This is a genomic window from Streptomyces sp. NPDC001750, assembly GCF_042892615.1.
In the GTDB taxonomy this organism is placed as follows: Bacteria; Actinomycetota; Actinomycetes; order Streptomycetales; family Streptomycetaceae; genus Streptomyces.
In genome coordinates this window covers 141,864-165,542 of the sequence record NZ_JBIAUE010000012.1, presented here as the reverse complement: position 1 = coordinate 165,542, position 23,679 = coordinate 141,864, and the positions used below count along the sequence as shown (strand labels likewise).

At 69.7% G+C, this 23,679-nt stretch carries 19 protein-coding genes; 4 read left to right on the top strand and 15 right to left on the bottom strand.

What is annotated here, in order from left to right; all coding sequences use genetic code 11:
* Positions 1-57: 57 nt before the first annotated feature.
* A complete protein-coding gene (locus ACFYY6_RS20170) occupies positions 58-657 on the top strand; it encodes a dTDP-4-dehydrorhamnose 3,5-epimerase family protein (RefSeq protein WP_389194443.1) in 600 nt (199 codons plus the stop codon).
* 195 nt (positions 658-852) lie between these two features.
* Here ACFYY6_RS20170 and ACFYY6_RS20165 read toward each other — a convergent pair whose 3' ends face one another.
* The 10 genes from ACFYY6_RS20165 to rplU form a co-directional block, all read right to left on the bottom strand.
* Positions 853-1,656 (bottom strand): class I SAM-dependent methyltransferase, encoded by an 804-nt coding sequence (locus ACFYY6_RS20165; protein ID WP_389194440.1) that lies wholly within the window; start codon positions 1,654-1,656, stop codon positions 853-855.
* 191 nt (positions 1,657-1,847) lie between these two features.
* Positions 1,848-2,696, bottom strand: coding sequence for a dTDP-4-dehydrorhamnose reductase (gene rfbD, locus ACFYY6_RS20160; protein ID WP_386609688.1), 849 nt, complete (start codon positions 2,694-2,696; stop codon positions 1,848-1,850).
* Positions 2,697-2,728: 32 nt separating this feature from the next.
* Positions 2,729-3,712 carry a dTDP-glucose 4,6-dehydratase gene (gene rfbB / locus ACFYY6_RS20155; RefSeq protein ID WP_351519823.1) on the bottom strand — a complete coding sequence of 328 codons (984 nt, stop codon included), beginning with the start codon at positions 3,710-3,712 and terminating at the stop codon, positions 2,729-2,731.
* A complete protein-coding gene (locus tag ACFYY6_RS20150) occupies positions 3,709-4,779 on the bottom strand; it encodes a glucose-1-phosphate thymidylyltransferase (RefSeq protein WP_351519822.1) in 1,071 nt (356 codons plus the stop codon). The genes rfbB and ACFYY6_RS20150 overlap by 4 nt, the downstream gene beginning before the upstream one ends.
* A gap of 277 nt (positions 4,780-5,056) precedes the next feature.
* Positions 5,057-6,274 carry a glycosyltransferase family 2 protein gene (locus ACFYY6_RS20145; RefSeq protein WP_351519821.1) on the bottom strand — a complete coding sequence of 406 codons (1,218 nt, stop codon included), beginning with the start codon at positions 6,272-6,274 and terminating at the stop codon, positions 5,057-5,059.
* A gap of 149 nt (positions 6,275-6,423) precedes the next feature.
* Positions 6,424-8,454, bottom strand: coding sequence for a hypothetical protein (locus ACFYY6_RS20140; protein WP_351519873.1), 2,031 nt, complete (start codon positions 8,452-8,454; stop codon positions 6,424-6,426).
* A 148-nt stretch (positions 8,455-8,602) separates the two neighbouring features.
* Positions 8,603-10,102 (bottom strand): bifunctional cytidylyltransferase/SDR family oxidoreductase, encoded by a 1,500-nt coding sequence (locus ACFYY6_RS20135; RefSeq protein ID WP_199883163.1) that lies wholly within the window; start codon positions 10,100-10,102, stop codon positions 8,603-8,605.
* Between the two features lie 607 nt (positions 10,103-10,709).
* Positions 10,710-12,146 (bottom strand): GTPase ObgE, encoded by a 1,437-nt coding sequence (gene obgE / locus ACFYY6_RS20130; RefSeq protein WP_351524342.1) that lies wholly within the window; start codon positions 12,144-12,146, stop codon positions 10,710-10,712.
* Positions 12,147-12,307: 161 nt separating this feature from the next.
* On the bottom strand, positions 12,308-12,565 hold the full coding sequence (gene rpmA / locus ACFYY6_RS20125) for a 50S ribosomal protein L27 (protein ID WP_073782955.1): 258 nt from the start codon (positions 12,563-12,565) through the stop codon (positions 12,308-12,310).
* Positions 12,566-12,579: 14 nt separating this feature from the next.
* Positions 12,580-12,900 (bottom strand): 50S ribosomal protein L21, encoded by a 321-nt coding sequence (gene rplU, locus ACFYY6_RS20120; protein ID WP_045947825.1) that lies wholly within the window; start codon positions 12,898-12,900, stop codon positions 12,580-12,582.
* 498 nt (positions 12,901-13,398) lie between these two features.
* Here rplU and ACFYY6_RS20115 point away from each other — a divergent pair, with 498 nt between their 5' ends.
* From ACFYY6_RS20115 to ACFYY6_RS20105, 3 genes are read left to right on the top strand one after another with little or no spacing between them, the layout of a single operon-like run.
* A complete protein-coding gene (locus ACFYY6_RS20115; RefSeq protein WP_389194437.1) occupies positions 13,399-14,610 on the top strand; it encodes a hypothetical protein in 1,212 nt (403 codons plus the stop codon).
* Complete coding sequence (locus tag ACFYY6_RS20110) at positions 14,588-16,186, top strand: hypothetical protein (protein ID WP_351629716.1); 1,599 nt, start codon at positions 14,588-14,590, stop codon at positions 16,184-16,186. The genes ACFYY6_RS20115 and ACFYY6_RS20110 overlap by 23 nt, the downstream gene beginning before the upstream one ends.
* Positions 16,183-16,782 (top strand): acyltransferase, encoded by a 600-nt coding sequence (locus ACFYY6_RS20105; RefSeq protein ID WP_351524339.1) that lies wholly within the window; start codon positions 16,183-16,185, stop codon positions 16,780-16,782. Before ACFYY6_RS20110 ends, ACFYY6_RS20105 begins: the two co-directional genes overlap by 4 nt.
* A 99-nt stretch (positions 16,783-16,881) precedes the next feature.
* On the opposite strand, the gene ACFYY6_RS20100 is transcribed toward ACFYY6_RS20105, so the two are convergent.
* Genes ACFYY6_RS20100 through ACFYY6_RS20080 form a run of 5 tightly spaced genes read right to left on the bottom strand, consistent with a single transcriptional unit; the run spans position 16,882 to position 23,515 of the window.
* Positions 16,882-18,165, bottom strand: coding sequence for a nucleotide sugar dehydrogenase (locus ACFYY6_RS20100; RefSeq protein WP_351524338.1), 1,284 nt, complete (start codon positions 18,163-18,165; stop codon positions 16,882-16,884).
* A 2-nt stretch (positions 18,166-18,167) separates the two neighbouring features.
* Positions 18,168-19,814 carry a glycosyltransferase family 2 protein gene (locus tag ACFYY6_RS20095; RefSeq protein WP_386609676.1) on the bottom strand — a complete coding sequence of 549 codons (1,647 nt, stop codon included), beginning with the start codon at positions 19,812-19,814 and terminating at the stop codon, positions 18,168-18,170.
* The gene (locus ACFYY6_RS20090; protein WP_388649950.1) at positions 19,811-21,388 is read right to left on the bottom strand and encodes a glycosyltransferase family 4 protein; all 1,578 of its coding nucleotides are present in this window, start codon (positions 21,386-21,388) and stop codon (positions 19,811-19,813) included. The genes ACFYY6_RS20095 and ACFYY6_RS20090 overlap by 4 nt, the downstream gene beginning before the upstream one ends.
* On the bottom strand, positions 21,378-22,400 hold the full coding sequence (locus ACFYY6_RS20085) for a Gfo/Idh/MocA family oxidoreductase (protein ID WP_351629687.1): 1,023 nt from the start codon (positions 22,398-22,400) through the stop codon (positions 21,378-21,380). Before ACFYY6_RS20085 ends, ACFYY6_RS20090 begins: the two co-directional genes overlap by 11 nt.
* Positions 22,397-23,515 carry a DegT/DnrJ/EryC1/StrS family aminotransferase gene (locus ACFYY6_RS20080; RefSeq protein WP_351524333.1) on the bottom strand — a complete coding sequence of 373 codons (1,119 nt, stop codon included), beginning with the start codon at positions 23,513-23,515 and terminating at the stop codon, positions 22,397-22,399. Before ACFYY6_RS20080 ends, ACFYY6_RS20085 begins: the two co-directional genes overlap by 4 nt.
* Between the last annotated feature and the right edge of the window lie 164 nt (positions 23,516-23,679).

Below are 23,679 nucleotides of genomic sequence, written 5' to 3'. Positions count from 1 at the left end.
ACCGCACCGCCAGAAGCACCAGAAGCACCAGAACATACGGAACGAGGACGTGATCGCATGCGGCAGCTCTCCATCTCAGGGGCCTGGGTGCACGAACCCAAGGTCTTCCCGGACAGCCGCGGCAGCTTCCACGAGTGGTTCAAGGCCTCCGACCTCGGCGAGGCCGTCGGGCACACGCTGAGCCTCGCGCAGGCCAACTTCTCCGTCTCCGGCCGAGGAACACTGCGCGGTGTCCACTTCGCCGACGTGCCGCCGAGCCAGGCGAAGTACGTCAAGTGCGTGCGCGGCGCGGTACTGGACGTCATCGTGGACATCCGGGTCGGCTCCCCCACGTACAAGCGGTGGGAGGCCGTCCGGCTCGACGACGTGGACCATCACGCCGTCTACGTCTCCGAGGGGCTCGGTCACGCCTTCATGGCCCTGACGGACGACGCGTCGGTGGTGTACCTGTGCTCCGAGGGCTACGCGCCCACCCGCGAGCACGGCGTCGACCCGCTCGATCCGGAGCTGGGCATCGAGTGGCCGGAGGGCATCACGCCCCTGCTGTCCGACAAGGACGCCGCGGCCCCCTCACTGGCCGAGGCAGAGAAGCAGGGGCTGCTGCCGTCGTACGCGGCGTGCAAGGCGTACTACGCGGAGCTGCGCGCCCGGGGCTGAACCGGACGGGAACGGCGAAAGTCCCGTGATCAAGGCGGATCACGGGGCTTTCGTACGGCCCGTCCCCCTCCACTGTCCTGGCGGGGGCGGGCCCGTCACGGCCGTGCTCCGTTGCGGACCGGCCGCGAGAACGGCGCGGCGGCGGTCATGGCCGCGCGCCGGTCGAAGTCGCACGCCCGCCATGACGCGCTCCGGTCACCGCCGCGTGCCGGTCACGGACTCGATGCTCCGGCGCAGGGGCGCGAGCGCCGAGCGCGGGCGGCGCAGGTTACGGGCACGCACCAGAGCGGGCCAGAAGTCCGCGCGCAGCAGCGCCTCGGGCTGGACGGCGTCCTTCCGCACCAGCACCTCCTCGGGCACGCCCTGCGGATCGGGTACGACGTACTCCTCGATGATCCGGTCGTACTCGTTCTTCAGGATCCGGTTCTCCGGGTCGGCGCCGAACACGACGGCCACGCCGGTCGGGGCCGTGTCCACCTCGACGACGACCAGGTCGGGGCGGAAGCGGCGGAGTACCTGCACCACCTTGTAGACGTCACCGGCCCAGAACTTGGTGTGACGGTCGCGGGCCGCCTCGTCGACGTCCCGCGGCAGCATGTCGTCCAACACGATCACGCTCGACCAGCGGGAGTGCTTCTCGACGTTCATGAAGTCGCGCAGGGCGTACTCGAAGAGGTGCATGCCGTCGATGAAGGAGAGTTCCACCTTCGGGTCCCCGCCGAACAGATTGAGCGGGTCGCGGCGGGCGAGGGCGCGGAACGGATTGCGGCCGTTGCGCAGGTGCAGGAGCGGGTCCTTGCGGGCGAAGAACTTGTCGCTCGTCGCCTTGACCAGGTGAACATCGCAGCTGATGTCCGTGATCACCCGGAAAGCGGGGTCGACGGCGACGGAGGGCACTCGTGAAAGAGCCAGACTCCTGCCGTCGTTGACCCCGATTTCCAGATAGTTCCGGGGACGGTAGATGCGGTGCAAATGACGCAGAAAGTCATGGCGGTTCACGTGGGAGCAGCCCTTCGGAGGCACCAATGGGTCCGGTCCCGGCGAAGTTACCGTATGAACGTACTGCGACGTAAGCGTTTCCCCGTTTCAAACCCTCGTTTTCACAGAGCTGAAATTCGGCCGGAATCAGACCATCGGAACACGCATCCGAAACTCGCCTGAAAGCTCACACGAAGTGCGTGCGGGGTTCCTCACGGCCTCTCCGCCGCGACGAGTGCCGGAAAGGCCGCCTCCAGAGCCTCCCGCCAGTCCCGGATCGGTTCGATTCCGGCCACCGACCAGCGATCGTGCCCCAGCACGCTGTACGCGGGCCGCGGGGCCGGCCGCGCGAAGGCGGCACTGGTCGTGGGACGGACGCGCCCCGGATCGGCGCCGAGCAGCCGGAAGATCTCGCGGGTGAGGCCGAACCATGTGGTCTCGCCGCCACCGGTGCCGTGGTAGACGCCCGCGGGGGCGGTGCCCGCGAGAGCCGCCTGCCCGAGCCGGACCAGCCGGTCGGCCAGGTCGACGGTCCAGGTGGGCTGTCCGCGCTGGTCGTCCACCACGTCGAGAGTGTCCTTCGTCCCCTCCAGCCTGATCATGGTCCGCACGAAGTTGCCGCCGCCCGCGCCGTACAGCCAGGCGGTGCGGACCACGTAGCCGGTGTCCGGCAGGGTGCCGAGCACGGCCCGCTCACCGGCCAGCTTCGTACGGCCGTAGGCGCTGCGCGGCCCGGTCGGGCCGTCCTCGGCGTACGGCTTCTCGGCGTCACCGGCGAAGACGTAGTCCGTGGAGACCTGGAGGAGGACGGCGCCGTGCTCGCGGCAGGCCGCGGCGAGGACCTCGGGCCCCGTGCCGTTGACCAGCAGCGCGGAGGCTTCCATGGTCTCGGCGTCGTCGACCGCGGTCCAGGCGGCGCAGTTCACCACGACGGCGGGGCGGTGCTCCTCGAAGGCCGCCCGCACCGATCCGGGGTCGGCGACGTCGACGGCCCTCCGGTCCGCGGCGACCGCGGTGACGTCCTCGTCGGCGAGCCGGGCCAGGACGTCCCGGCCCAGCATCCCGGCGGCTCCGGTGACCAGCCAGACGGCGCTCACAGGGCGGCCCTCTCCTTCAGCGGCTCCCACCAGGCACGGTTGTCGCGGTACCACCGCACGGTCTCGGCGAGGCCGGTGCGGAAGTCCTTGCGGGGCTCGTAGCCCAGCTCCTGGCGGATCTTGGCGCAGTCGACCGAGTACCGGCGGTCGTGGCCCTTGCGGTCCTCGACGTAGGTGACGCTGCTCCAGTCGGCGCCGCACGCCTCCAGCAGCAGGGCGGTCAGCTCCTTGTTGGACAGCTCCGTGCCGCCGCCGATGTTGTAGATCTCACCGGCCCGGCCCTTCGTACGGACCAGTTCGATGCCCTGGACGTGGTCGTCGATGTGCAGCCAGTCGCGGACGTTGCCGCCGTCGCCGTAGAGCGGGACCGTCCCGCCGTCCAGCAGGTTGGTGACGAAGAGCGGGATGACCTTCTCGGGGAAGTGGTGGTGCCCGTAGTTGTTGGAGCAGCGGGTCACGCGCACGTCGAGGCCGTGGGTGCGGTGGTACGAGAGCGCGATCAGATCGCTGGACGCCTTGGCGGCGGAGTACGGCGAGTTGGGCGCGAGCGGGTCGGTCTCGGGCCAGGAGCCCTCGTCGATCGAGCCGTAGACCTCGTCCGTGGAGATGTGCACGAAGGTCTTGACTCCGGCCAGGTGCGCGGCGTGGATCAGGGTGTGGGTGCCCACGACGTTCGTACGGACGAACTCGGCACCGCCGTCGATGGAGCGGTCCACATGGGACTCGGCGGCGAAGTGCACCACCTGGTCGTGCTCGGCCATCAGTCCGGCGACCAGCTCGGCGTCGCAGATGTCGCCCTGCACGAACCGGAAGCCGGGGTGGTCGCGCACCTCGTCGAGATTGGCGGGATTGCCCGCGTAGGTGAGCTTGTCGAGCACGGTGACGGCGACGTCACCGGGGCCCTCGGGGCCGAGCACCGTACGGACGTAGTGCGAGCCGATGAATCCGGCGCCGCCGGTCACCAGGATGTGGGTGGTCATGAGGAGATCTGCACCTTGCTGTGGTCGCCGAGCACGAGTCGGTGGGCGGACGGGGAACGGGGCGCGGGGGTCACCTCGACGTCTCGGCCGATGAGCGACGCCTCGACGCGGCGGACGCCCGCGACGGAGGCGCCCCGCAGGACGATGGAGTACTCGATCTCGCTGTCCTCGATCCGGACGTCCTCCGAGATCGAGGTGAACGGGCCCACGTACGCGCCGCTGATCACCGACCGCGCGCCGATGATCGCCGGGCCGACGATGCGGCTGCCGCTGACCTTGGCGCCGGGTTCGATCCGCACCCGGCCGATGATCTCGGTGTCGTCGTCGACCTCGGCCCCGTCCTGGGCGGGCTCGACGGTCTCCAGGACCGTGCGGTTGACCTCCAGCATGTCGGTGACGTTGCCGGTGTCCTTCCAGTACCCGCGGATCGTGGTGGAGCGGACGTCGCGCTCCTGGTCGATCAGCCACTGGATGGCGTGGGTGATCTCCAGCTCGCCCCGCCAGGAGGGCTCGATCGAACGGACCGCCTCGTGGATGGCGGGGGTGAACAGGTAGACGCCGACGAGCGCCAGGTCGCTCTTGGGCTCCCTCGGCTTCTCCTCCAGGCCCACCACCCGGCCCTCGGCGTCGAGTTCCGCGACGCCGAAGGAGGTCGGGTCAGGCACCCGGGTCAGCAGGATCTGCGCGTCGGGCCGCTCCTTTCGGAACCCGTCCACCAGACCGGTGATCCCGCCGACGATGAAGTTGTCGCCGAGGTACATGACGAAGTCGTCGTCCCCCAGGAAGTCGCGGGCGATCAGCACCGCGTGGGCGAGGCCGAGCGGCTGTTCCTGTGGGATGTACGTGACGTCGATGCCGAGCCGGGAACCGTCGCCGACCGCCTCGCGGATCTCGTCCGCGGTCTCGCCGACGATGATGCCGACCTCGGTGATGCCCGCTTCCGCGATGGCTTCCAGGCCGTAGAACAGCACGGGCTTGTTCGCCACCGGCACCAGTTGTTTGGCCGAGGTGTGCGTGATGGGACGCAGGCGTGTGCCGGCCCCTCCGGACAGTACGAGAGCCTTCACGTGACCAGTCCTCACGGTTGGGATATCCGACGTGCCGCGTCCGCGACCCGATGGGCGACTTTACTGAGAATCGCCGCGCGCTTCCCGGTGCGTCAACTTCATGAACAAAACCCGTCAACTTCATGAACGAAATGCGGAACACGCGCCCGGAATCGGATCGGTCATATGTCCGGGGCCGGAACTGTCATATGCCGGGGCCGGAATGGCCGTCCGGGACCGGGCCGGACGCATCGCCGGATTCGGGGCGGACGCACATGCGGACCGGACCGGCCATCGCTCAGCGCGCGACGATCCGCGACTTCCAGCGCCGTACGTCCCGCCGCACGCGTCGGGCGAGGCGCCGGGACAGCGACGCCCTGCGGGCCGCCGCCGCGGGCCGCTCGATGCGCTTGCCGTCGTGCCAGTCCGGCACGGTGACCTCGAAGTCCGCGTCGGAGAGCCCGCTCGACCGGTCCCGGAAGTGCGGGTACGCCAGGAACAGCTTGTCCCCCTTACGCGAACGCACCACATCCGGAACGGACTTGTCCCGCACGAAGGTCAGCACGTCCACCAGGATGTCGGAGCTGCCGCGCGCCACGGCGGCGAGCCGCAGCCGCTCGGCGACCTTGATCAGACGCGCCACCCCGGCGTCCCAGTAGGCGTCCATGAGCGGGGCGGCGAGCTCCAGTTTGTGCCGCCGGACCTCCTCCGAGTCACGGAGGAAGACCGGGCCGAACTGCTGCAGCATCCCGACCGTGAAGGGGCGGACCATCAGGAAATCGCGCTTCGGCCCGGCGGGTTCGAGGCGGTGGATGAGCTGCATCATGGCGCGCATGGAATCGAAGCGCCATTCGTAGGTGCCGCTCTTGGTGACGTGCTTTCCGTCGTCACGGCCGACGAGGTAGTAACAGGTGTAATCGGAGACGACGGAAATCCCGGCGCCCCGCAGATACGCCTCCATGGTGAAAAGCGCGTCCTCGCCCGTCTTGAGTCCCTCGTCGAATCTCAGACCGAGCCGCTCCAGCAGCGCACGCCGGAAGAGTTTTTGCGCACTGAGCGTGTATATGACCTTGGAGTTGTAGACGTCGACACGTTCCCTGGTGGCCGTCCACATCGACTTCGGCGCACCTCTGTTCACACCGACGACCTTGCCCAGCACCACATCGGTGCCCGCCCGGTCGGCCATCGCGACCATGCGTTCCAGGGCCTCCTCGCCGAAATAGTCGTCGGCGTCGAGGAAGAAGACGTAACGGCCGCGGGCCAGCCCGAGGCCCACGTTGCGCGGCCCGCTGGGACCGCCGGAATTCGCCTGCCTGACCACCCGGGTCGGCACCGCGGACCGGGCCGCGAACTCCTCCAGGTACTCACCGGTGCCGTCGGTCGAGCCGTCGTCGACCGCCACGATCTCGATCCGGTGGGCGCCGATGGTCTGCGCCTCCACCGATTCGAGGCAGCGCACGAGGTAGGGCATGGCCTCATAGGCGCCGACGACCACGGTCACGTCAGGGATTGGCATGTCGTTCACATCAACAGAAGACAGGCGACATCATGCGTTGGTTGCCCCATACTCTCCCCCCAAAGAGTGGTGCTCATCACAAAAGCCCGGCACAACCCTTTTCGGGCTATGCCGGGCATGATGATGTGTGCTATCGAGACACGCCGTTTTCAGCCACTCACGGGCTCGCCGACGTTCTTCGCCACCCGTGTGTTCCGGGCCGCCGACTTGGCCGCGAGCGCCTCGACGGCCCTGTTGAACTGCACGATCGAGGTGGGCTCGTCCGGACCGAGGAGATATTCCTTCAGCTCGCGCCGGTCGGTGGCCAGGGTGTCCGCCTCGGGGTCCGACACCGCCGCGAGCAGGGCGTCCAGCTCGGTCGCCTCGTTGGACAGGATGACCGCGGCACGCACCGCGGTGTTCTGCCGCCGGAACTCGTCCTCGCCCAGGGCGGCCGAGTCGGTGACCGCGTACGGCTTCCCGCTGGCGATGAAGTCCGACACCACACTGGAGATGTCCGAGACCATGGCGTCCGACTCGTTGAAGCAGTCGTACAGCCGCATCCGGGCGCCCGTGACGACCTTGTGCTCCCACCAGCCGAGCGCGCGCCAGGACGCCGCGTTCCACTCGTCCCTGAGCCGTGCGATCTCGGCCTCGCGCGCCGGGTCGGCCAGCGAGTCGCGGGACAGCTCGGCCTCGTCCCCGGAAGTCTGTCCGCCGCTCGTCAGCACGTCGAGGCGCGCCTCGATACGGGTCAGTTCGGCCCGCGCCTCGGCCTGCACCGACCGGAGCGCCGTGGCCTCTTCCGCCCAACGGGGGTCGGTGGCCCGCTCGGCGGCGGCCTTCTCGATCATCGCGGTGATCCGCTGGTGCGCGGCCTTGGCCTTGGCGCTGCGGGTGCCCGTGAAGGGGTGCGGCTTGTAGAGCAGGCGGACCGGCTTCTCGGCGTTCAGCAGGCGCCGGACGATGTTCTCGCCGGCCAGCAGCAGCGAGGTGTTGCCCGGGTTGTCGTCCCAGCCCTCCCACGTGGGGGCGTACAGCACGGTCGGGATCGGGTTCTTCGGCGCGCCGGACCACGGCCGGATGGGGGCCAGCTGCGGGCGGCCCACCTCGACGATGTCCTCGTCGCGCACCCCGACGTCCGCCAGTGCGTAGCGGTCGCGGCCGGCCCGGCCCGCGGTCCACACCTCGTCGTACGCCTTGCTGTACGGGTTGACGCTGGCGATCTTGTCGCTGTCGCCGTGGCCGATGAAGACGTGCTTCATCGTCGGCACCCGGAGCAGATGGATGTTCTTGCCGACGTTGGCCGCGTAGAGCGCGACCCGCACCGACGAGAGATCCAGGTTCATCAGGTGCACGCCACCGGGCACGCAGAGCACCGGCACCGACGTCGTGTTCAGCTGGGGCAGGATGACCCGCTCGCGCAGCAGGATCAGCGGGCGGCCCTCGACCTGCGCCATGGTCTCCAGCCACATGTTGGCCTGGTAGGCCGAGTCCTTGGAACCGGAGAAGTAGAGCACCACCGTCGGCTGGTACTCACGCAGCCAGGTGTCCACCGCGCCGAGCACCTTGGCGTCGGGCCCCACGATCCGCTTCGGCCGGAGGTACGGGACCAGCGCCGCCAGGTAGCAGGCCGCGAGCACCAGGGTCACGGCCAGGCCCGCGTAGGCGATGACGTGCACATCGGTCTCCACCGCGACCAGGACGCCCACCATCGCGAAGACGTCCAGATGGAGCATCTTCTCCGCGGCCCGGTTCATCAGCAGCGGCCGGGGGGCGTCGGGGATCCGCACCCGCTCCAGGTCGATGTTGCGGGTGACGACCGGGAGCCTGCGACGGTTCTTGATCAACGTCACTATCGCGCTCTGCGGTGCCTGGAGGGCGTAGAAGGCCAGCAGGCAGGCGACGGTCGTGTAGAAGAGCGTCGCCTCGCCGTACCCCATGCGGGTGAGCAGCAGGATGAGCAGGAGCTGACGGACCAGGAAGCGGATCGAGAGCCCCGCGCGGACGGCGGACAGCCGGTTGATCAGATAGCTGCCGCGCCGGTGCAGGTGCTGGTCGGCCAGGTAGGTCACCGCGGCGGCGCCGGCGAAGAACCAGAGGTCGGGGAGCAGGGCCGCGAGCATTATGCATGGGAAACCCAGAGCCATGAGAAGAGCTGCGGCCAGCTCCGAAGCGCTGCCCACCCTGGCCAAGCGCATGGCTTTCGAAATCACGAAGTACCGCTCCCGAGGGTGCCGACTGGATGCCTTGCGAGGAAATTGTGAAGCCGGAGCTTCACGAATTCGGACCCCTGGAATTCGCGCGCAGGCGACTTCAGGGGTCCGAATGGTGGATTGTCAAGCAGTATTACACATCGGCCTGTCGGTCCAGCACTGCGGCCAGCGCCTGCTCGAAGCCCGATGCCTCGGAGGCACCGCGGGTCGGGTCCTGCTGCCGTACGTCGATGACATGGCCGGTCATCTCGGAAAGCAGGACGTCGAGGGAGGTCCTCGCGACCGCCTCGGAGGAGAGCAGCGTACCCGCGGGCTCCTCGCCGAACGCCTTGGTGCGCATCGGCGTGGCGGTGCGCTCGGGGTTCACGCAGTTCACCCGCACGCCCTCGTTCGCCCACTCGTCCGCCAGGGCCTGGGTCAGGTTGACCATGGCGGCCTTGGTGGACGAGTAGAGGCTGTACTCCGCGCGGCCCCGCGTGTAGCTGCTGGAGGTGTAGAGGAGCAGCTGCCCCTTGGTCTCGGCGAGGTACTTGTGGGAGGCGCGGGCGATCTGGACCGGTGCCAGGTAGTTGACGTTCAGCGCTTCCTGGATGGTCGTGTTGTCCGTCTCGGCCAGCTTGCCGATGCGGAGCACGCCCGCGGTGTTGACCACGTAGTCGATGCGGCCGGTGTCGGCGTAGGCCTTGGAGAGCGCGTCGTCGATGTGCTCCGGGTTCTCCACATGCGTGCCGGTGGTGGAGCGGCCCAGGGCGTAGACGGTGGCGCCGTAGGACTCGGCGAGCGACGCGATGTCCGCGCCGATGCCGTACGAACCGCCGAAGACGACCAGGGTCTTGCCGGACAGCAGCTCGCGGTAGGCGGCGTCGTCCGTCGGCTGCGGAACGGCCGTGGAGGCCAGCTGGAAGAGCTTGTCCGCGATGAAGACGTCGACCGGCTGGGTGACCTTCATGTTGTACTCGTCGCCCGCGACCACGTAGATCGGCACGTCGGGGAGGTACTTCAGGACCACCGAACAGTCGTCGGTGGCCTGGAAGTTCGGGTCGCCCGCCGCGATCTCGTACGCCCTGCGGATCGTGGACAGCTTGAACGCCTGCGGCGTCTGGCCACGACGCAGCCGGGAACGGTCGGGCACATCGGTGATGAACTCGCCGTCGCCGCCGTGGGTACGCGTCACGATGATCGTGTCCGCGGACGGGATGGCGACATCCACCGCCTGGTAGCGCTCCAGGGCGTCGACGCAGTCCTTGATGACCCGTTGCGAGAGCAGCGGGCGCACGGCGTCGTGGAACAGGACGTTGCGGTCCTCGCCCTCGGCCAGACCCTCGCCGAGGGCCGCGATGGCCAACTCGGTGGTCTCGTTGCGGGTGGAACCGCCCTCGATCACCTTGACGACCTTGCCGAGCCCGGCCTTGGCGACGATCTTCTCCACGTCGGGCACGTACCCGGGGGCCATCAGCACGATGATGTCGTCGATGGAGTCGGCCTGTTCGAAAATGGACAGCGTGTGCTCGATGACCGCCTTGCCCGCGATCTTCAGCAGCTGCTTCGGGATCGACAGACCCACGCGCTGGCCGGTGCCTCCGGCGAGCACGACTGCTGTGGTTCGGGCTTTGGCTATGTGCTGAGCAGACACGGACGACCTACCTTGAGGGCTGGGAGATACAGCGATGGTTGCACTCTCCGTTACCGTCTCGCAAGGTGGACGTAGGCCACCGCACGCCGCGCCGCAACCTTGCGTTGCCCTGCGATCAGGGCAAACACCGGGATTGACGCTTCCTTGACGGGTGATCGACGCCACACGGTCGAGCGGCATGAATCACCCTTGAGCGCGCTCCGTTTGTCATCCGGCTGACGCGGAGTACTCACCGGACCACCGGACGGCCGTACGGAACAGGCCCGTTCGGCACTTGACGGAACGGCCCGGGACCGGGCGGCCGGGCCGGCCCGATCCGAGTTCGGGACGGAGCCCGGCCCGGGTCGGCCCTTCCGGAACCGGAACGGCTCGGAAGGACCGTTCGGGACCGGGCCGACCCGGAAAGAACCGTTCGGGGCCGGGCCGGGCGCCCCCCGGATCGTCTAGTGCTGTGGCCGGAAAGGTTTGCCGGGAAGCTCGCGGCGTCCGGTGCGGTGCATCGCAAGGCGGAGCATCGCCCTCGTGCGGGACGTACTCGGGTGATGCGACAACGCGGCGAGGTGCCGTGCCGGACGTCGCGAGCCGGTGAACCTTTCCGGTCGCAGCACTAGAACGGGTCGAAGTCGTCGAACTCCCGCTGCGCCTCGTCGCGTTCGGCCTCGCGGTCGCGGCGGCGCTGCGCGGCCGGGCGGGGTGCCTCGAAGCGGTGGTCCTCGCCGCGCCGGCCGAGCATCTCCGCGCCGGACGCCATGGTCGGTTCCCAGTCGAAGACGACCGCGTCGTCCTCGGCGCCGATGGCCACACCGTCGCCCTCGCGGGCACCGGCCTTCATCAACTGGTCCTCGACACCGAGGCGGTTGAGCCGGTCGGCCAGATAACCCACGGCCTCGTCGTTGTTGAAGTCGGTCTGCCGTACCCAGCGCTCCGGCTTGTCGCCGCGCACCCGGTAGAGGCCGTCCTCCTCCTTGGTGACGGTGAATCCGGCGTCGTCGACGGCCTTCGGGCGGATGACGATACGGGTCGCCGCCTCCACGGGCCGGGCCGCACGCGCCTCCTCGATGACGCCCGCGAGCGCGTAGGAGAGCTCCTTCAGCCCGGTACGGGCGACGGCCGACACCTCGAAGACGCGGTAGCCGCGCGCCTCCAGGTCCGGGCGGATCATGTCCGCGAGGTCCTTGCCGTCCGGGATGTCGATCTTGTTGAGGACGACGATGCGGGGCCGGTCGTCCAGACCGCCGTACTGCTTCAGCTCCTCCTCGATCACGTCGAGGTCGGAGACCGGGTCACGGTCGGACTCCAGCGTCGCGGTGTCCAGGACGTGCACGAGGACCGAGCAGCGCTCCACGTGCCGCAGGAACTCCAGGCCGAGGCCGCGACCCTGGCTGGCGCCGGGGATCAGACCGGGGACGTCGGCGATGGTGTAGACGGTGCTGCCCGCGGTGACCACGCCGAGGTTCGGCACGAGCGTCGTGAACGGGTAGTCGGCGATCTTCGGCTTGGCCGCCGACAGGACGGAGATGAGCGAGGACTTGCCCGCGCTCGGGTAGCCCACCAGCGCGACATCGGCGACGGTCTTGAGTTCCAGGACGATGTCCCGGGCCTCGCCGGGCTCGCCGAGCAGCGCGAAGCCGGGGGCCTTGCGCCGGGCGGAGGCCAGCGCGGCGTTGCCCAGACCCCCGCGACCGCCCTGACCGGCCACGAACGTGGTGCCCTGGCCGACGAGGTCCGCCAGTACGTTGCCGTGCTTGTCGAGCACGACCGTGCCGTCGGGCACCGGCAGGACCAGGTCCTGCCCGTCCTTGCCGGAACGGTGGCCGCCCTCGCCGGGCTGCCCGTTGGTGGCCTTGCGGTGCGGGCGGTGGTGATAGTCGAGGAGCGTGGTGATCGACTGGTCGACGACCAGGGTCACGTCGCCGCCGCGCCCGCCGTTGCCGCCGTCCGGCCCGCCCAGCGGCTTGAATTTCTCACGGTGTACGGAGGCGCAGCCGTGGCCTCCGTTACCCGCGGCGACATACAGCTCGACGCGGTCCACGAAGGTGGTCATGGTGGGAACCTCCAGTTACATACGTACAGAAATGTCTCACTCGTGCCGTCCCGCACAGGAGAAGGCCGTCTCTCATGGGAGAAACACGCGAAAGGCGGACCCGCTTCCCGTGGGGGAAGTGAGGTCCGCCTCCGCAGAAATCGCTCGACGAGCGCCGTGAATCAGGCGGCGATCGGAACGATGTTCACGACCTTGCGGCCACGGTGCGTGCCGAACTGGACCGCACCGGCGGTCAGCGCGAACAGCGTGTCGTCGCCACCGCGACCGACACCCGTGCCCGGGTGGAAGTGGGTGCCGCGCTGGCGGACCAGGATCTCACCGGCGTTGACGGCCTGGCCGCCGAAGCGCTTCACACCGAGCCGCTGAGCGTTGGAATCGCGACCGTTCCGGGTGGACGATGCGCCCTTCTTGTGTGCCATGTCTCCTCAGTCCCTTACTTCGCAGCCGTGGGGATGCCGGTGACCTTGATCGCCGTGTACTGCTGACGGTGACCCTGGCGACGGCGGTAGCCGGTCTTGTTCTTGTAGCGAAGGATGTCGATCTTCGCGCCCTTGTGGTGGTCCACGACCTCGGCCTGGACCTTGATCCCGGCCAGCACCCACGGGTCGCTGGTCACGGCGTCGCCGTCGACCACGAGCAGGGTCGAGAGCTCGACCGTGTCGCCAACCTTGGCAGTGGAAATCTTGTCAACCTCAACGATGTCACCGACAGCAACCTTGTGCTGACGGCCACCGCTGCGCACGATGGCGTACACGCGGATCTCTCTCTCGCTCGGAACGGATCCCCTGATGCCAGCCGCTCGCGCGGGCGGAAGCCCACGACGATCCGGAAGGACGAGCGGCCTCTCCCGCCGGACGGGTCCACCGGGAGGAATGTGCTCAGGGGGTGGGCGCGCATGGAAACACGCCGAGGGTCAAGATTACGGTTGCCTGGGCAAGGGGTCAAACCGGGCCGGGCGGCCCCACCCCACCGCACGCCCGAACGGGACGAAACACTCGATCACGGCCGCACCCACCCGCCCTGCTCCGGGCGCGGGCGGACCCGCCCGTTCGGCCGAACGGGCGCACTGGCATGCTCCTCGCGGGACGTGCGCGCGCCGGAGAAACCACCGGCTCGAACGGCCCGGACCTCACGCATCACGCACACAACTCGCCCGTTCCCACCGCTCGCAGCCGCCCGAGGGGACCGATGCCCCGCTCCGCGCCGCCCGGCCGTGTCTGGCCGCCGGCCCTCCTCGTCTCTGTCGTCTTATGTGCTGTTACAACTGACCGCGGGGACTTCCTGGACCCTCTATTCCGATTCATATCGATATGCGCGTGCGGCCGAGGAGTACATCGGCGCCGACCGGGACCATGCGCACCGCACCGCGCTCACCGCCTTCTGCGCCAGCCGGGCGGAAGCGGCCGCGCGGAGCAAGGTCCTCGATCCGCTGGCCTCGAAGAAGGACCCCGGCGCCTCCCGCTCCGCAGCACGGACCACCTGTATGGAGCGGTGGCGGGACGCCCCCGACATCACCACCGGGGACCCCCGCTATCAGTCCGTCTTCTCGTCCCGGCCCGGTTATCCCCTGCTCCTGGCACCCTTCGTCTCGGCGCTCGGGGTACTCGACGGCATGCGGACGCTCGGGCTGCTGCTGGCGGTGGGCGGTTCCCTGGCCGTCTGCGGGCTGCTGCGGACGGCCGGGCTGTCCGCAGCAGCGGCCGTGACCGGCCAGATCGCCTTCCTCGTCACCCCCCTCGGCCGGTGGAGTCTCCAGCCGCTCGGCGAGGGGCTCGTCACGGCCTGTGTCGTCGGCGCTGTCTGGGGAGGGGTCCTCGTGGCCCGGAACCGACGGGCCGCGGGGATCGCGCTGTTCGCAGGCTCCATGGCCCTCTGCGCGGTCACGCGCTACTCGACGGCGCTGATCGTCACCGCCACGATCGCGGTCGCGATGTGCGTTCTTGGAGCGCTCCGCCGGTCCCGGACGGATCTGCTCCTCGCCGGGGTGTCGGCCGGATGCTCCGGCGCCGTGGCGGTCGCGATGAAACTGCTCGCGCTCCCCTCGTCGGAGGTCACCCTCCAGGACACCTTCACCCGTCACTTCCGCTCCCCCGACGTTCCGGACCCCTGGGCCCGGCTCGTCGATCTCAACCTGACGTACTGGGCCCACTGGCTCGCCGAGCAGATCGCGATGCCGCTCTTCCTGGCGGCCGCCGCACTCTCGCTGTGGGTGCTGCTGCGGCGCGGCGGTGTACTGGGCCCACTGGCCTGTGCGGTCGTGCTGACCGGTGCCGCCCAGGTCGCGGCCCATCCCCTGGTGCAGGAGGCCGACCGGTTGGGCGTGCTCATGCGGGTGCCGGTGACTCTCGGAATTCCCTTGGTCACGGAGGCAGTTCGCAACTTTCCCTCGCTCGCGTTTGACCGTACGGTCCCAGTTCCCGCCTCAACAGTGGAGCCTTCCCGTGCCAACACCACAGATCCCTGATGAACTTCTGGCCAAGACCGCCCGACGGGCGATCTCCAGACTGACCCGCACCGACCGGCCGTTCGTCGCCGAACGCGTCCTCGGGGTCTGCGCGCACCGCGTTCAGGACCGGCGGCTCAAGGCCGAACTGCTCGGGGAGGCGGCCGCGGCCCAACTCGGCCGAGGACTCGTCCCGCGCCACCTCGTCCAGGCCTACGGCGCCGAACTGGCCCATGCGGACAGCGAATTCAAGGCCGGCCGGGAGAAGGAAGCCACGGCGGCCTTCGTCCGGGCGCTGATGCTGGCGTTCCACCGGGTCCCGCACGTCGACCGGCTCCACTCCCCCCTCTCGGACGACCCGGCCGGCTTCACGGCCCGGCTGCGCGCCAGTGCCGTCGCGCGCGCGGTGGCCGCGCCCCGCGGCCGGAGCGTACCCGCGGCCGCGCCCCCGTCCGACCGGCCGTTGCGGCTGCTCGTGGTGAACCGGGCCAACGCCAACTTCCTGGGACTGCTCACCGACCACTACGCGAACCACCCCGGCGTCGAACTGCGCACCCTCGACCTGGCAACCGACCCGGAGCTGGCGCCGCTGGCCAAGGGTCTGCGGCGGATGGTCGAGGCACCCCTCGGGCTCCAGGACCCGTACGCCGCACAGGTCGAGGCGGCCCTTCGCCCGCACCTGGACTGGGCGGACACGGCCTTCGTCGAATGGTGCTCGACCGCCGCCGCGTTCATGACGCTGGTCGATCCGGGGAGCACCCGGATGGTCGTGCGTCTCCACAAGTACGAGTCGTTCACCTACTGGCCGCACATCATGGACTTCTCCCGGATCGACGACGTCGTGTTCATCGCGGAGCACATGCGGGAGATGACCACCGCCGCCGTTCCCCGGCTGCTCGAACCCGACGCACCGCGCCTGCGTTTCCTGCACAACGCGCTGGACCTGCGGCGGTTCGACCTGCCCAAGGACGAGGACGCCCGGTTCACCGTGGGCCTGGTGGGCATCGGGCAGATCGCGAAGGACCCGCGCTGGGCCCTGGAGGTGATCAGGCTGCTGCGCGCCGCGGACGAGCGGTACCGCCTGCTCATGGTCGGCAGCGGCATCGACCCCGCGCCCAGTGCGGCGGCCGCCGCCTACCACACGGCTCTGGAACGGGATCTGGCCGAGCTGGAGCCGACGGGCGCGGTGCGCAGGCTCGGGCCGAGCGACGACGTGCCCGGCGTCCTCACCGGTGTGGGGGTGATCCTCAGCAGTTCGGTCCGCGAGGGCTGCCACGTCGGCCTGATGGAGGGGGCGGCGTCCGGTGCGGTGCCGGTGGTCCGGGACTGGCCGTTCGTGGCCGGACGCCCGCACAGCACCCGCACCCTCTTCCCCGAGGACTGGGTGGTCACCACGCCGGAGCAGGCCGTGGAACGCATCCTGGCCGTCACCGCGTCCGAGGAGGTCCGGGCCGCGGCCGGGCGCGAGGCGTCCCGCCACGCGCTCTCGGTCTGGGACTGGGCGACCGTCCGGGACGACTACGACCGGCTGCTGCTGGGCGGGGACCAGGACGTATGCTCACCGGGCGAAGTCGCGCTCCGGAAGGCACAGAAGTGAGTTACAGAGTCCAGCCCACCGCCCAGGTCGACCAGACCGCCGAAATCGGCGACGGCAGCAGCGTCTGGGAGCTCGCCCAGATCCGCGAACAGGCTCGCCTCGGCGAGGGCTGTGTCGTCGGACGCGGCGCCTACGTCGGTACGGGCGTCCGGATCGGCGACAACGTCAAGATCCAGAACTATGCGCTGGTGTACGAGCCCGCCGAACTGGCCGACGGTGTCTTCATCGGCCCCTCGGTGGTCCTCACCAACGACCACAACCCTCGCTCCGTGGACCCCGACGGCAAGCAGAAGCGCGGCGGCGACTGGGAGGCCGTCGGGGTCAAGATCGCCGAGGGGGCGTCGCTGGGCGCCCGTTCGGTCGCCGTCGCCCCGGTCCGGATCGGCCGCTGGGCCATGGTCGCGGCCGGTGCCGTGGTCACCAAGGACGTCCCCGACTTCGCTCTCGTCGTCGGCGTCCCGGCCCGCCGGATCGGCTGGGTCGGGCGGGCCGGCGTGAAGCTCGTGGAGAGCGCGGACGAGCAGGGTGTGTGGGAGTGCCCGCAGACCGGTGCGCGCTACCGCGAGACCGACGAGTCCACGCTCGTCGAACTCTGACCGAAGGACCCTGACCGACCGCGTCGTAGGCGCTCGGCGGGGAACGTGCGAGGGGCCCCGACCGCATCGGCCGGGGCCCCTCGCACGTGCGTGGCGTGATCAGCCGCCGATGACGACGCGGCGGACGCCCTCCCAGCGGGCCGGGTCCGTGGTGCGGCGGCCGTCGACCAGGACGCGGACGTCCGGGAGGTCGGCGGCGGACAGCTCGCGGTACTCGGCGTGGTCGGCCTGGAGGATCGCGGCGGTGACGGTCTGGCCCTCGTGCGGGACCAGACCGTGCGCGGCCAGCTCCTCGGCCGTGTACATCGGGTCCGAGACGAACGGCACCGCGCCGCGTGCCTTCAGGGCCTCGACGGTCGGGAAGACGCCGGAGAAGGCCGTCTCCTTCACGCCGCCGCGGTAGGCCGCGCCCAGCACCAGCACGCCGACCCCGTCCAGGTCGCCGTAGGCGGCGGCGAGCAGGTCGACCGCGTACTCGGGCATGGCGGCGTTGGCCTCGCGCGCCGAACGCACCACGGTCGCCGAGGGGTCGTTCCACAGGTACATCCGCGGGTAGATCGGGATGCAGTGGCCGCCGACGGCGATGCCCGGCCGGTGGATGTGGCTGTAGGGCTGGGAGTTGCAGGCCTCGATGACCTTGAGGACGTCGATGTTCTGCTGGTCGGCGAAGCGGGCGAACTGGTTGGCCAGGCCGATGTTGACGTCCCGGTAGGTGGTCTCGGCGAGCTTGGCCAGCTCGGACGCCTCGGAGGTGCCCAGGTCCCAGACGCCGTTGGGGCGCGGCAGGTCCGTGCGCTCGTCGAAGTCCAGGACCGACTCGTAGAACGAGACCCCGTGCGCGGTCGACGCCTCGTCGATGCCGCCGACCAGCTTGGGGTAGCGGCGCAGGTCCGCGAAGACCCTGCCGGTGAGCACACGCTCCGGGGAGAACACCAGGTGGAAGTCCTCGCCCGCCTTCAGGCCGGAGCCCTCTTCGAGCATCGGCGCCCAGCGGGTGCGGGTGGTGCCGACCGGCAGCGTGGTCTCGTAGCTGACGAGGGTGCCCGGCTTGAGCCCGGCGGCGATCGCCCGGGTCGCGGAGTCCATCCAGCCGAAGTCGGGGGTGCCCTCGGCGTCCACGAAGAGGGGGACGACGACCACGACGGCCTCGGACTCGGCCACGGCGGCGGCCGTGTCCGTGGTGGCGGTCAGCAACCCCGCGTCGACGGTCTCCTTGAGCTTGACGTCCAGGTCGTGCTCGCCCGGGAACGGCTCGACACCGGCGTTGACCAGCTCCACGACCTTCTCGTTGACGTCGGCGCCGATCACCCGGTGGCCCTTGGCCGCGAACTGCACGGCGAGCGGCAGGCCGATCTTGCCCAGGGCGACTACACAGATGTTCATGGTCACTTCCTCTTGGAGCGCTTGGCACCGGTCAACAACGATCGCAGTCGCGATCCCAGCGATTTCTTGGGCGGACGAAGCGGGCCGGTCCTGACCACCATGCGCCCCTTCGTATTCACCCGGGCCGAGACCCGGTAGGGGACGTCGCCCGCCCAGAGCCGGGCGAGCGGCATCGGGCGGCCCTTGCCGCGTACCGGGATCTCGTACGTCCGGCCCGCCACGTCGACCGAGACCCGAAGGCCCAGCTCGGTCCGGACCCGGTGGAGCGGGATCCTGGAAGTGATCAGGGTGCCGTCCCCGTCCGGCGCCGGGGCACGGGTGGCCGCACCCACCGGGTCGGGGAGTCGTTCGCCCTCGTCCAGGCGGCGGGCGCCCGCGCCGTCGGCGGACTTGGGCATGGGGCCCGAAGCCGCCCTCACCCGCAGCGAATCCGTCTCGCCCAGCACGGGAACCCGTACGGTCACGTCGAGCGCGAAGCCGTCGCCCTCCTGGTGCCAGCCGGCGGACTCGAGCACGGTACCGGAGCCGAGCCGCCCCGTTATCGCGCCCCGCAGCTCGAAGCTGCTGTCGGGCAGGGAGTACCGGCTGTCACGGAAACCGGGATAGCGGGCATACGCCTGATCGCCTTCCAGCACGGTCGGCGGCATCGTTCCCGAGGTGTCCAGGCGGATCAGCTCGGCCAGCTCGTCCACCCGGCCCTCGAACACCCAGCGGAACCGGAGCCGTTCGGGGACGGTGAGCCGGTGTTCCACGGAATCGAAGGAGGTCCCGTAGTACTCCTCCATGAACCGCCCGGTGGCACGTACGCACTCGGCGCGGCGCTCCGCCGTCATGGCCAGGAAGTTCGTGCCGAAGATCCAGGCCAAATCGACCTTGAGGAGCCGTATGGCGAAGGCGTCGTAGAGATCACCGGGGCCCGCCAGATCACGGAGCTTGTCGAGCGCGTACGCGCAGACCTTCAGACGGTTCTCGAAGCGCGCCCGGTAGGTGATGTTGCTGTCGTCGTCACGCCGGACCGCGTAGTAGCAGTCGTAGTCCGCGACCACCGAGACGGTCCTGGACCGGACGTACATCTCCAGCGTGAACGGCATGTCGCAGCTGACCGGCAGGTCCTCCGCGTACCGGATGCCGTGCTCCTCGATGAGGGAGCGCTTGTACATCTTGGTGTTGGAGATCGCGTAGAGCGCCCCGGAACCGATCAGCGGTACGTTCGCCTCGGTGGAACGGAAGATCGCCCGCGGCACGGACCGGTCGCCGACGGCCACCATCTTGCCGAGCACAACGTCCGAGTCGTTCGCGTCGGCCATGGCGACCATGCGCTCCAGCGCCTCGGGGCCGAGGTAGTCGTCCGAACCCACGAAGAAGACGTAGCGCCCCGTCGCGTTGGCGAGCGCGACGTTGTTGGGCCGGGCCGGCCCCCCGGAGTTCTCCTGGTGGATCACCTTGAAGGTTCCGGGGAACCGCTCGGCGAAGCGGTCGAGTTCCTTTCCGCTGTCATCGGTGGACCCGTCGTCCACGGCGACGATCTCGATCCGGCCGAGTCCGATGCTCTGCCGGACGAGAGACTCCAGACACTCGGTCAGGGCAGGCATCGTGTTGTACACGGCCACGACGACCGTGACGTCGGGAACATCGGATCTGTCGGTCACACGGTCACCTCGGCCGCTTTCTCGACGGATGGGCGCCTGCTGCCCGGGAGAAGCCCCGTGTACACCTCGTCGAGCACCGCCGCCTGGGCCTCCCAGGTCCACTCGTCGAGCATTCCGGGCTTGTCGTAGACGTCGCGGTACTTCTTCGGGTCCGCCAGGACCGCCTTCACCGCGCGGACGTAGTCCGTCACGTCCTCGGCCTTGAACACCTCGCCCTGTCCGGTCTGCGCGACCATCGCGCCCATCGTCTTCACGTCGCTCACCACGAACGGCAGCCGCGCGTGCGAGTACTCGAAGAACTTGGTGATGAGCGCGATCTCGTGATTCGGCCAGTGGTGGATCGGGATGACACCGAGGTCCGCCGCCGAAAGGAAGCGCACGACCTGGTAGTGCGGAACGTACGGGAGGATGTGCACGCGGTCGCCCACGCCGAGCTCCTCGGCACGCTGCGCCAGACCGGTCATGTACGGCGAAGCCGGGCGCAGCACGATGAACGCGACGTGCACGTCCGGAAGCTGCGGCAGCGACTCGACCATGATGTCCAGCCCGCGCTGCGGGGCTGCCGCACCGCTGTAGACGGTCAGCGGCACATCGGGGCCGATGCCGCACAACTCGCGCAGGTCGGGCACCGGCTCCGCGGCCTGCTCGGGCGAGACCTGCCCGTCGGGGGCGTTCAGCACCACCGCCGGCTTCTCCGCCAGTCCGTGCCGCTCGGCCAGCATGTCCGCGAGGGTCGCCGAGACCGTCGTCACCGCGTCGGCGTGCTTGGAATAGGCGAGCTCGTGCAGGCACTGCGCGACGTGCCAACGCGGGTGCGGGTCCCACGGCTTGATGCCGGGCAGGAACTCGTGTGCGTCCCAGACCAGCTTGACGTCCCGCTTCGCCGCGCGGGCACGCAGCACGGCCCGCGCGCCTATCCCCAGCATGCGGAAGTCGTTGGCGTGGATCAGGTCGGGCTTGAGCTCGTCGATCACCTTGCCGAAGGCCAGGTCGAGGTCGAGCAGGTAGGGGTCCAGCCTCCGCCAGGCGCGTCGGCCCATCACGCGCAGCCAGAACGCCGTGGTGAAGCGGTCCAGCGGGGAGTCCATCCGCTTGCGCCGGGCTTCCAGCGCGTTGGTGCGCCGGACACGCAGCCCGACCCAACGGCTGGCCGCCTTCGCGAAGACCCTCTGCGGCAGCAGCCAGAGCTTCGCCAACGGCGCACGCCTCTCGGTCGCCTCGATGAGGCGGATATTGAGGTCGGCCCGCCACGCCTTCATCCTCTGCTTGCGATAGGCGGCGAGCGGTCCGGGGCGGTAGGCGAGCGGCGAGCGCAGCTTGGGGCTCCGGTACTCGTGCCTGCGCCGCTGCATGGGTCCGGGCACCTTCAGCAGCCGGACGTTCGCCTCGCCGATCTGCCAGTGCTGCTCCGACTTGCCGGGCGACTTGCCGAGAAGGATCACGTCCCAGCCCGCGTCGGCCGCGGAGCGTGCTTCCTTCTGCACACGGGAGTCGCCGTTCACCCCGTTGTCGACGAGCATGACGATCCGGCCGCGAGTGCCGGACCGCGGTGCCGCGGTGTTCTCAAGATCCATGTGATACGAGTTCTTCCCCGGAGATCGTGACGGTGTTTCCGCTGCGGGCCGATTCCAGCACGGCAGCGGCCACTTCCACCGTTCGAAGCCCTTCCCGCAGCGTGCAGATGTCCTTGGAGACGCCCCGTACGGCGTCCCTGAAGAGTTCGTGCTCGACGAGCAGCGGCTCACGCTTCGGTATGGCGTAACGGATCATGTCGCCCTCGGAGACCCCGCGGAACGCCTGGAGGGCCTCCCATTCGGTGGCCACCGCCGCGTTCGAGTGGAAGGTGAGGTCCGCGGTGAGGGTGTCGGCGATGAAGGTGCCGCGTTCGCCGGTGACGGAGGTGAAACGTTCCTTGAGCGGGCTGAGCCAGTTGACCAGGTGATTGACCATGGTGCCGTCGGAGAGCCGGCCCACGGCGGAGACCATGTCCTCGTGCGGGCGGCCGGACTTCGAGACGGTGTGGGCGGCGATCGACGTGTAGGTGCGGCCGGTCACCCAGCCGGTCAGGTCGATGTCGTGGGTGGCCAGGTCCTTCACCACGCCGACGTCGGCGATGCGGTGCGGGAACGGGCCCTGGCGGCGGGTGACGACCTGGTACACGTCGCCGAGCTCGCCGGCCTCCAGGCGGGCGCGCATCGAGCGGAGCGCCGGGTTGCAGCGTTCGATGTGGCCGACGCCGGCGACCAGGCCGCGCGCCTCGAACGCCTCGACGAGGCGGCGGGCGCCCTCGACGGTGTCGGCGACCGGCTTCTCAACCAGGGCGCAGACCCCGGCCTCGGCGAGCTGGAGGCCGACCGGCTCGTGCAGGGCGGTCGGGCAGGCCACGACCGCGTAGTCGACGCCGAGCGCGATCAGTTCGTCGACCGAGGAGAGCACGGGGGCGCCCTGCGCCCAGCCGTTCTTGTCCCCCATCGGGTCGACGACGCCGACCAGCTCCACGCCTTCGAGTCCGGCGAGGACACGGGCGTGGTGGCGGCCCATGGAGCCCAGGCCGACGAGTCCGGCCCTCAGTGTCGCGGCGGTCACAGGTTCTCCCCCAGCGCGTTCACGGCGGCGGCGATGCGCTCCAGGTCGTCCGCCGCGAGGGACGGGTGCACGGGCAGCGAGACGACCTCGGCCGCGGCCCGCTCGGTCTCCGGCAGGTCCCAGGTGCGGCCGGCCTTCTGGTCCGGCTCCCAGTACGGCTTGAGCCGGTGGATCGGGGTCGGGTAGTAGACGGCGTTGCCGATGCCCGCCTCGGTGAGCTTCGCCATCGCGGCATCGCGGTCGCCCCGCACCCGGATCGTGTACTGGTGGTAGACGTGCCGGGCGCACTCGGCCACCGGCGGCGTCGTGACGTTCGGGGCGGTGATGTGGGCGTCGAGGTAGGCGGCGTTGGCGCGGCGCTGCTCGGTCCAGCCGGCCAGCTTGGTCAGCTGTACGCGGCCGACGGCGGCGGCCACGTCCGTCATGCGCATGTTGGCGCCGACGATCTCGTTGGCGTACCGCTGCTCCATGCCCTGGTTGCGCAGCAGCCTGAGCATGCGCGCGACCTCGGCGTCGGCCGTGGTGATCATGCCTCCCTCCAGGGAGTGCATGTTCTTGGTCGGGTAGAAGCTGAACGTGCCGCCGGAGCCGAAGGCGCCGACCGGAGTGCCGTTCAGGGACGCGGCGTGCGCCTGGCAGGCGTCCTCGACCACGGCGAGCTTGTGCTTCTCGGCGATGGGCATGAGCTTGTCCATCGCGGCCGGGTGACCGTACAGGTGCACCGGCATGATCGCCGCCGTGCGCGGCGTGACGGCGGCCTCGACGGCGGCCGGGTCCAGGCCGAAGCTGCCGGGCTCGATGTCGGCGAAGACCACGTCGGCGCCGGTCAGCCGGACGGCGTTGGCCGAGGCGGCGAAGGAGAACGACGGGACGATGACCTCGTCGCCCGGGCCGATACCGAGGGCGAGCAGCAGCAGGTGGAGCGCGGAGGTCCCGGAGTTGACCGCCACGCAGTGGCGTCCGGCGACCAGCTCGGAGAAGCCCTCCTCGAAGGCCGCGACCTCCGGGCCCTGCACGACGCGACCGCTGCGCAGTACGCGTACCACGGCCTCGATCTCTTCGTCACCGATAGCCGGTCGGGCAGCAGGGATGGTCTCCCTGTTGTCGCTCGACATGGACATCCTCCTTGAACACCGCAAGAGCTGTGACCGGCGAAGGTTCGAGGGCACGCGAATGCCGGCTGAGGCCCCGCCGCCTCGGCGCACGGCCGATTCTTTGACAATATATTGGGCTCAAATCACCCCTTTTCCCCCGAGGGCAGCGCACTTGGGGTTCGGAG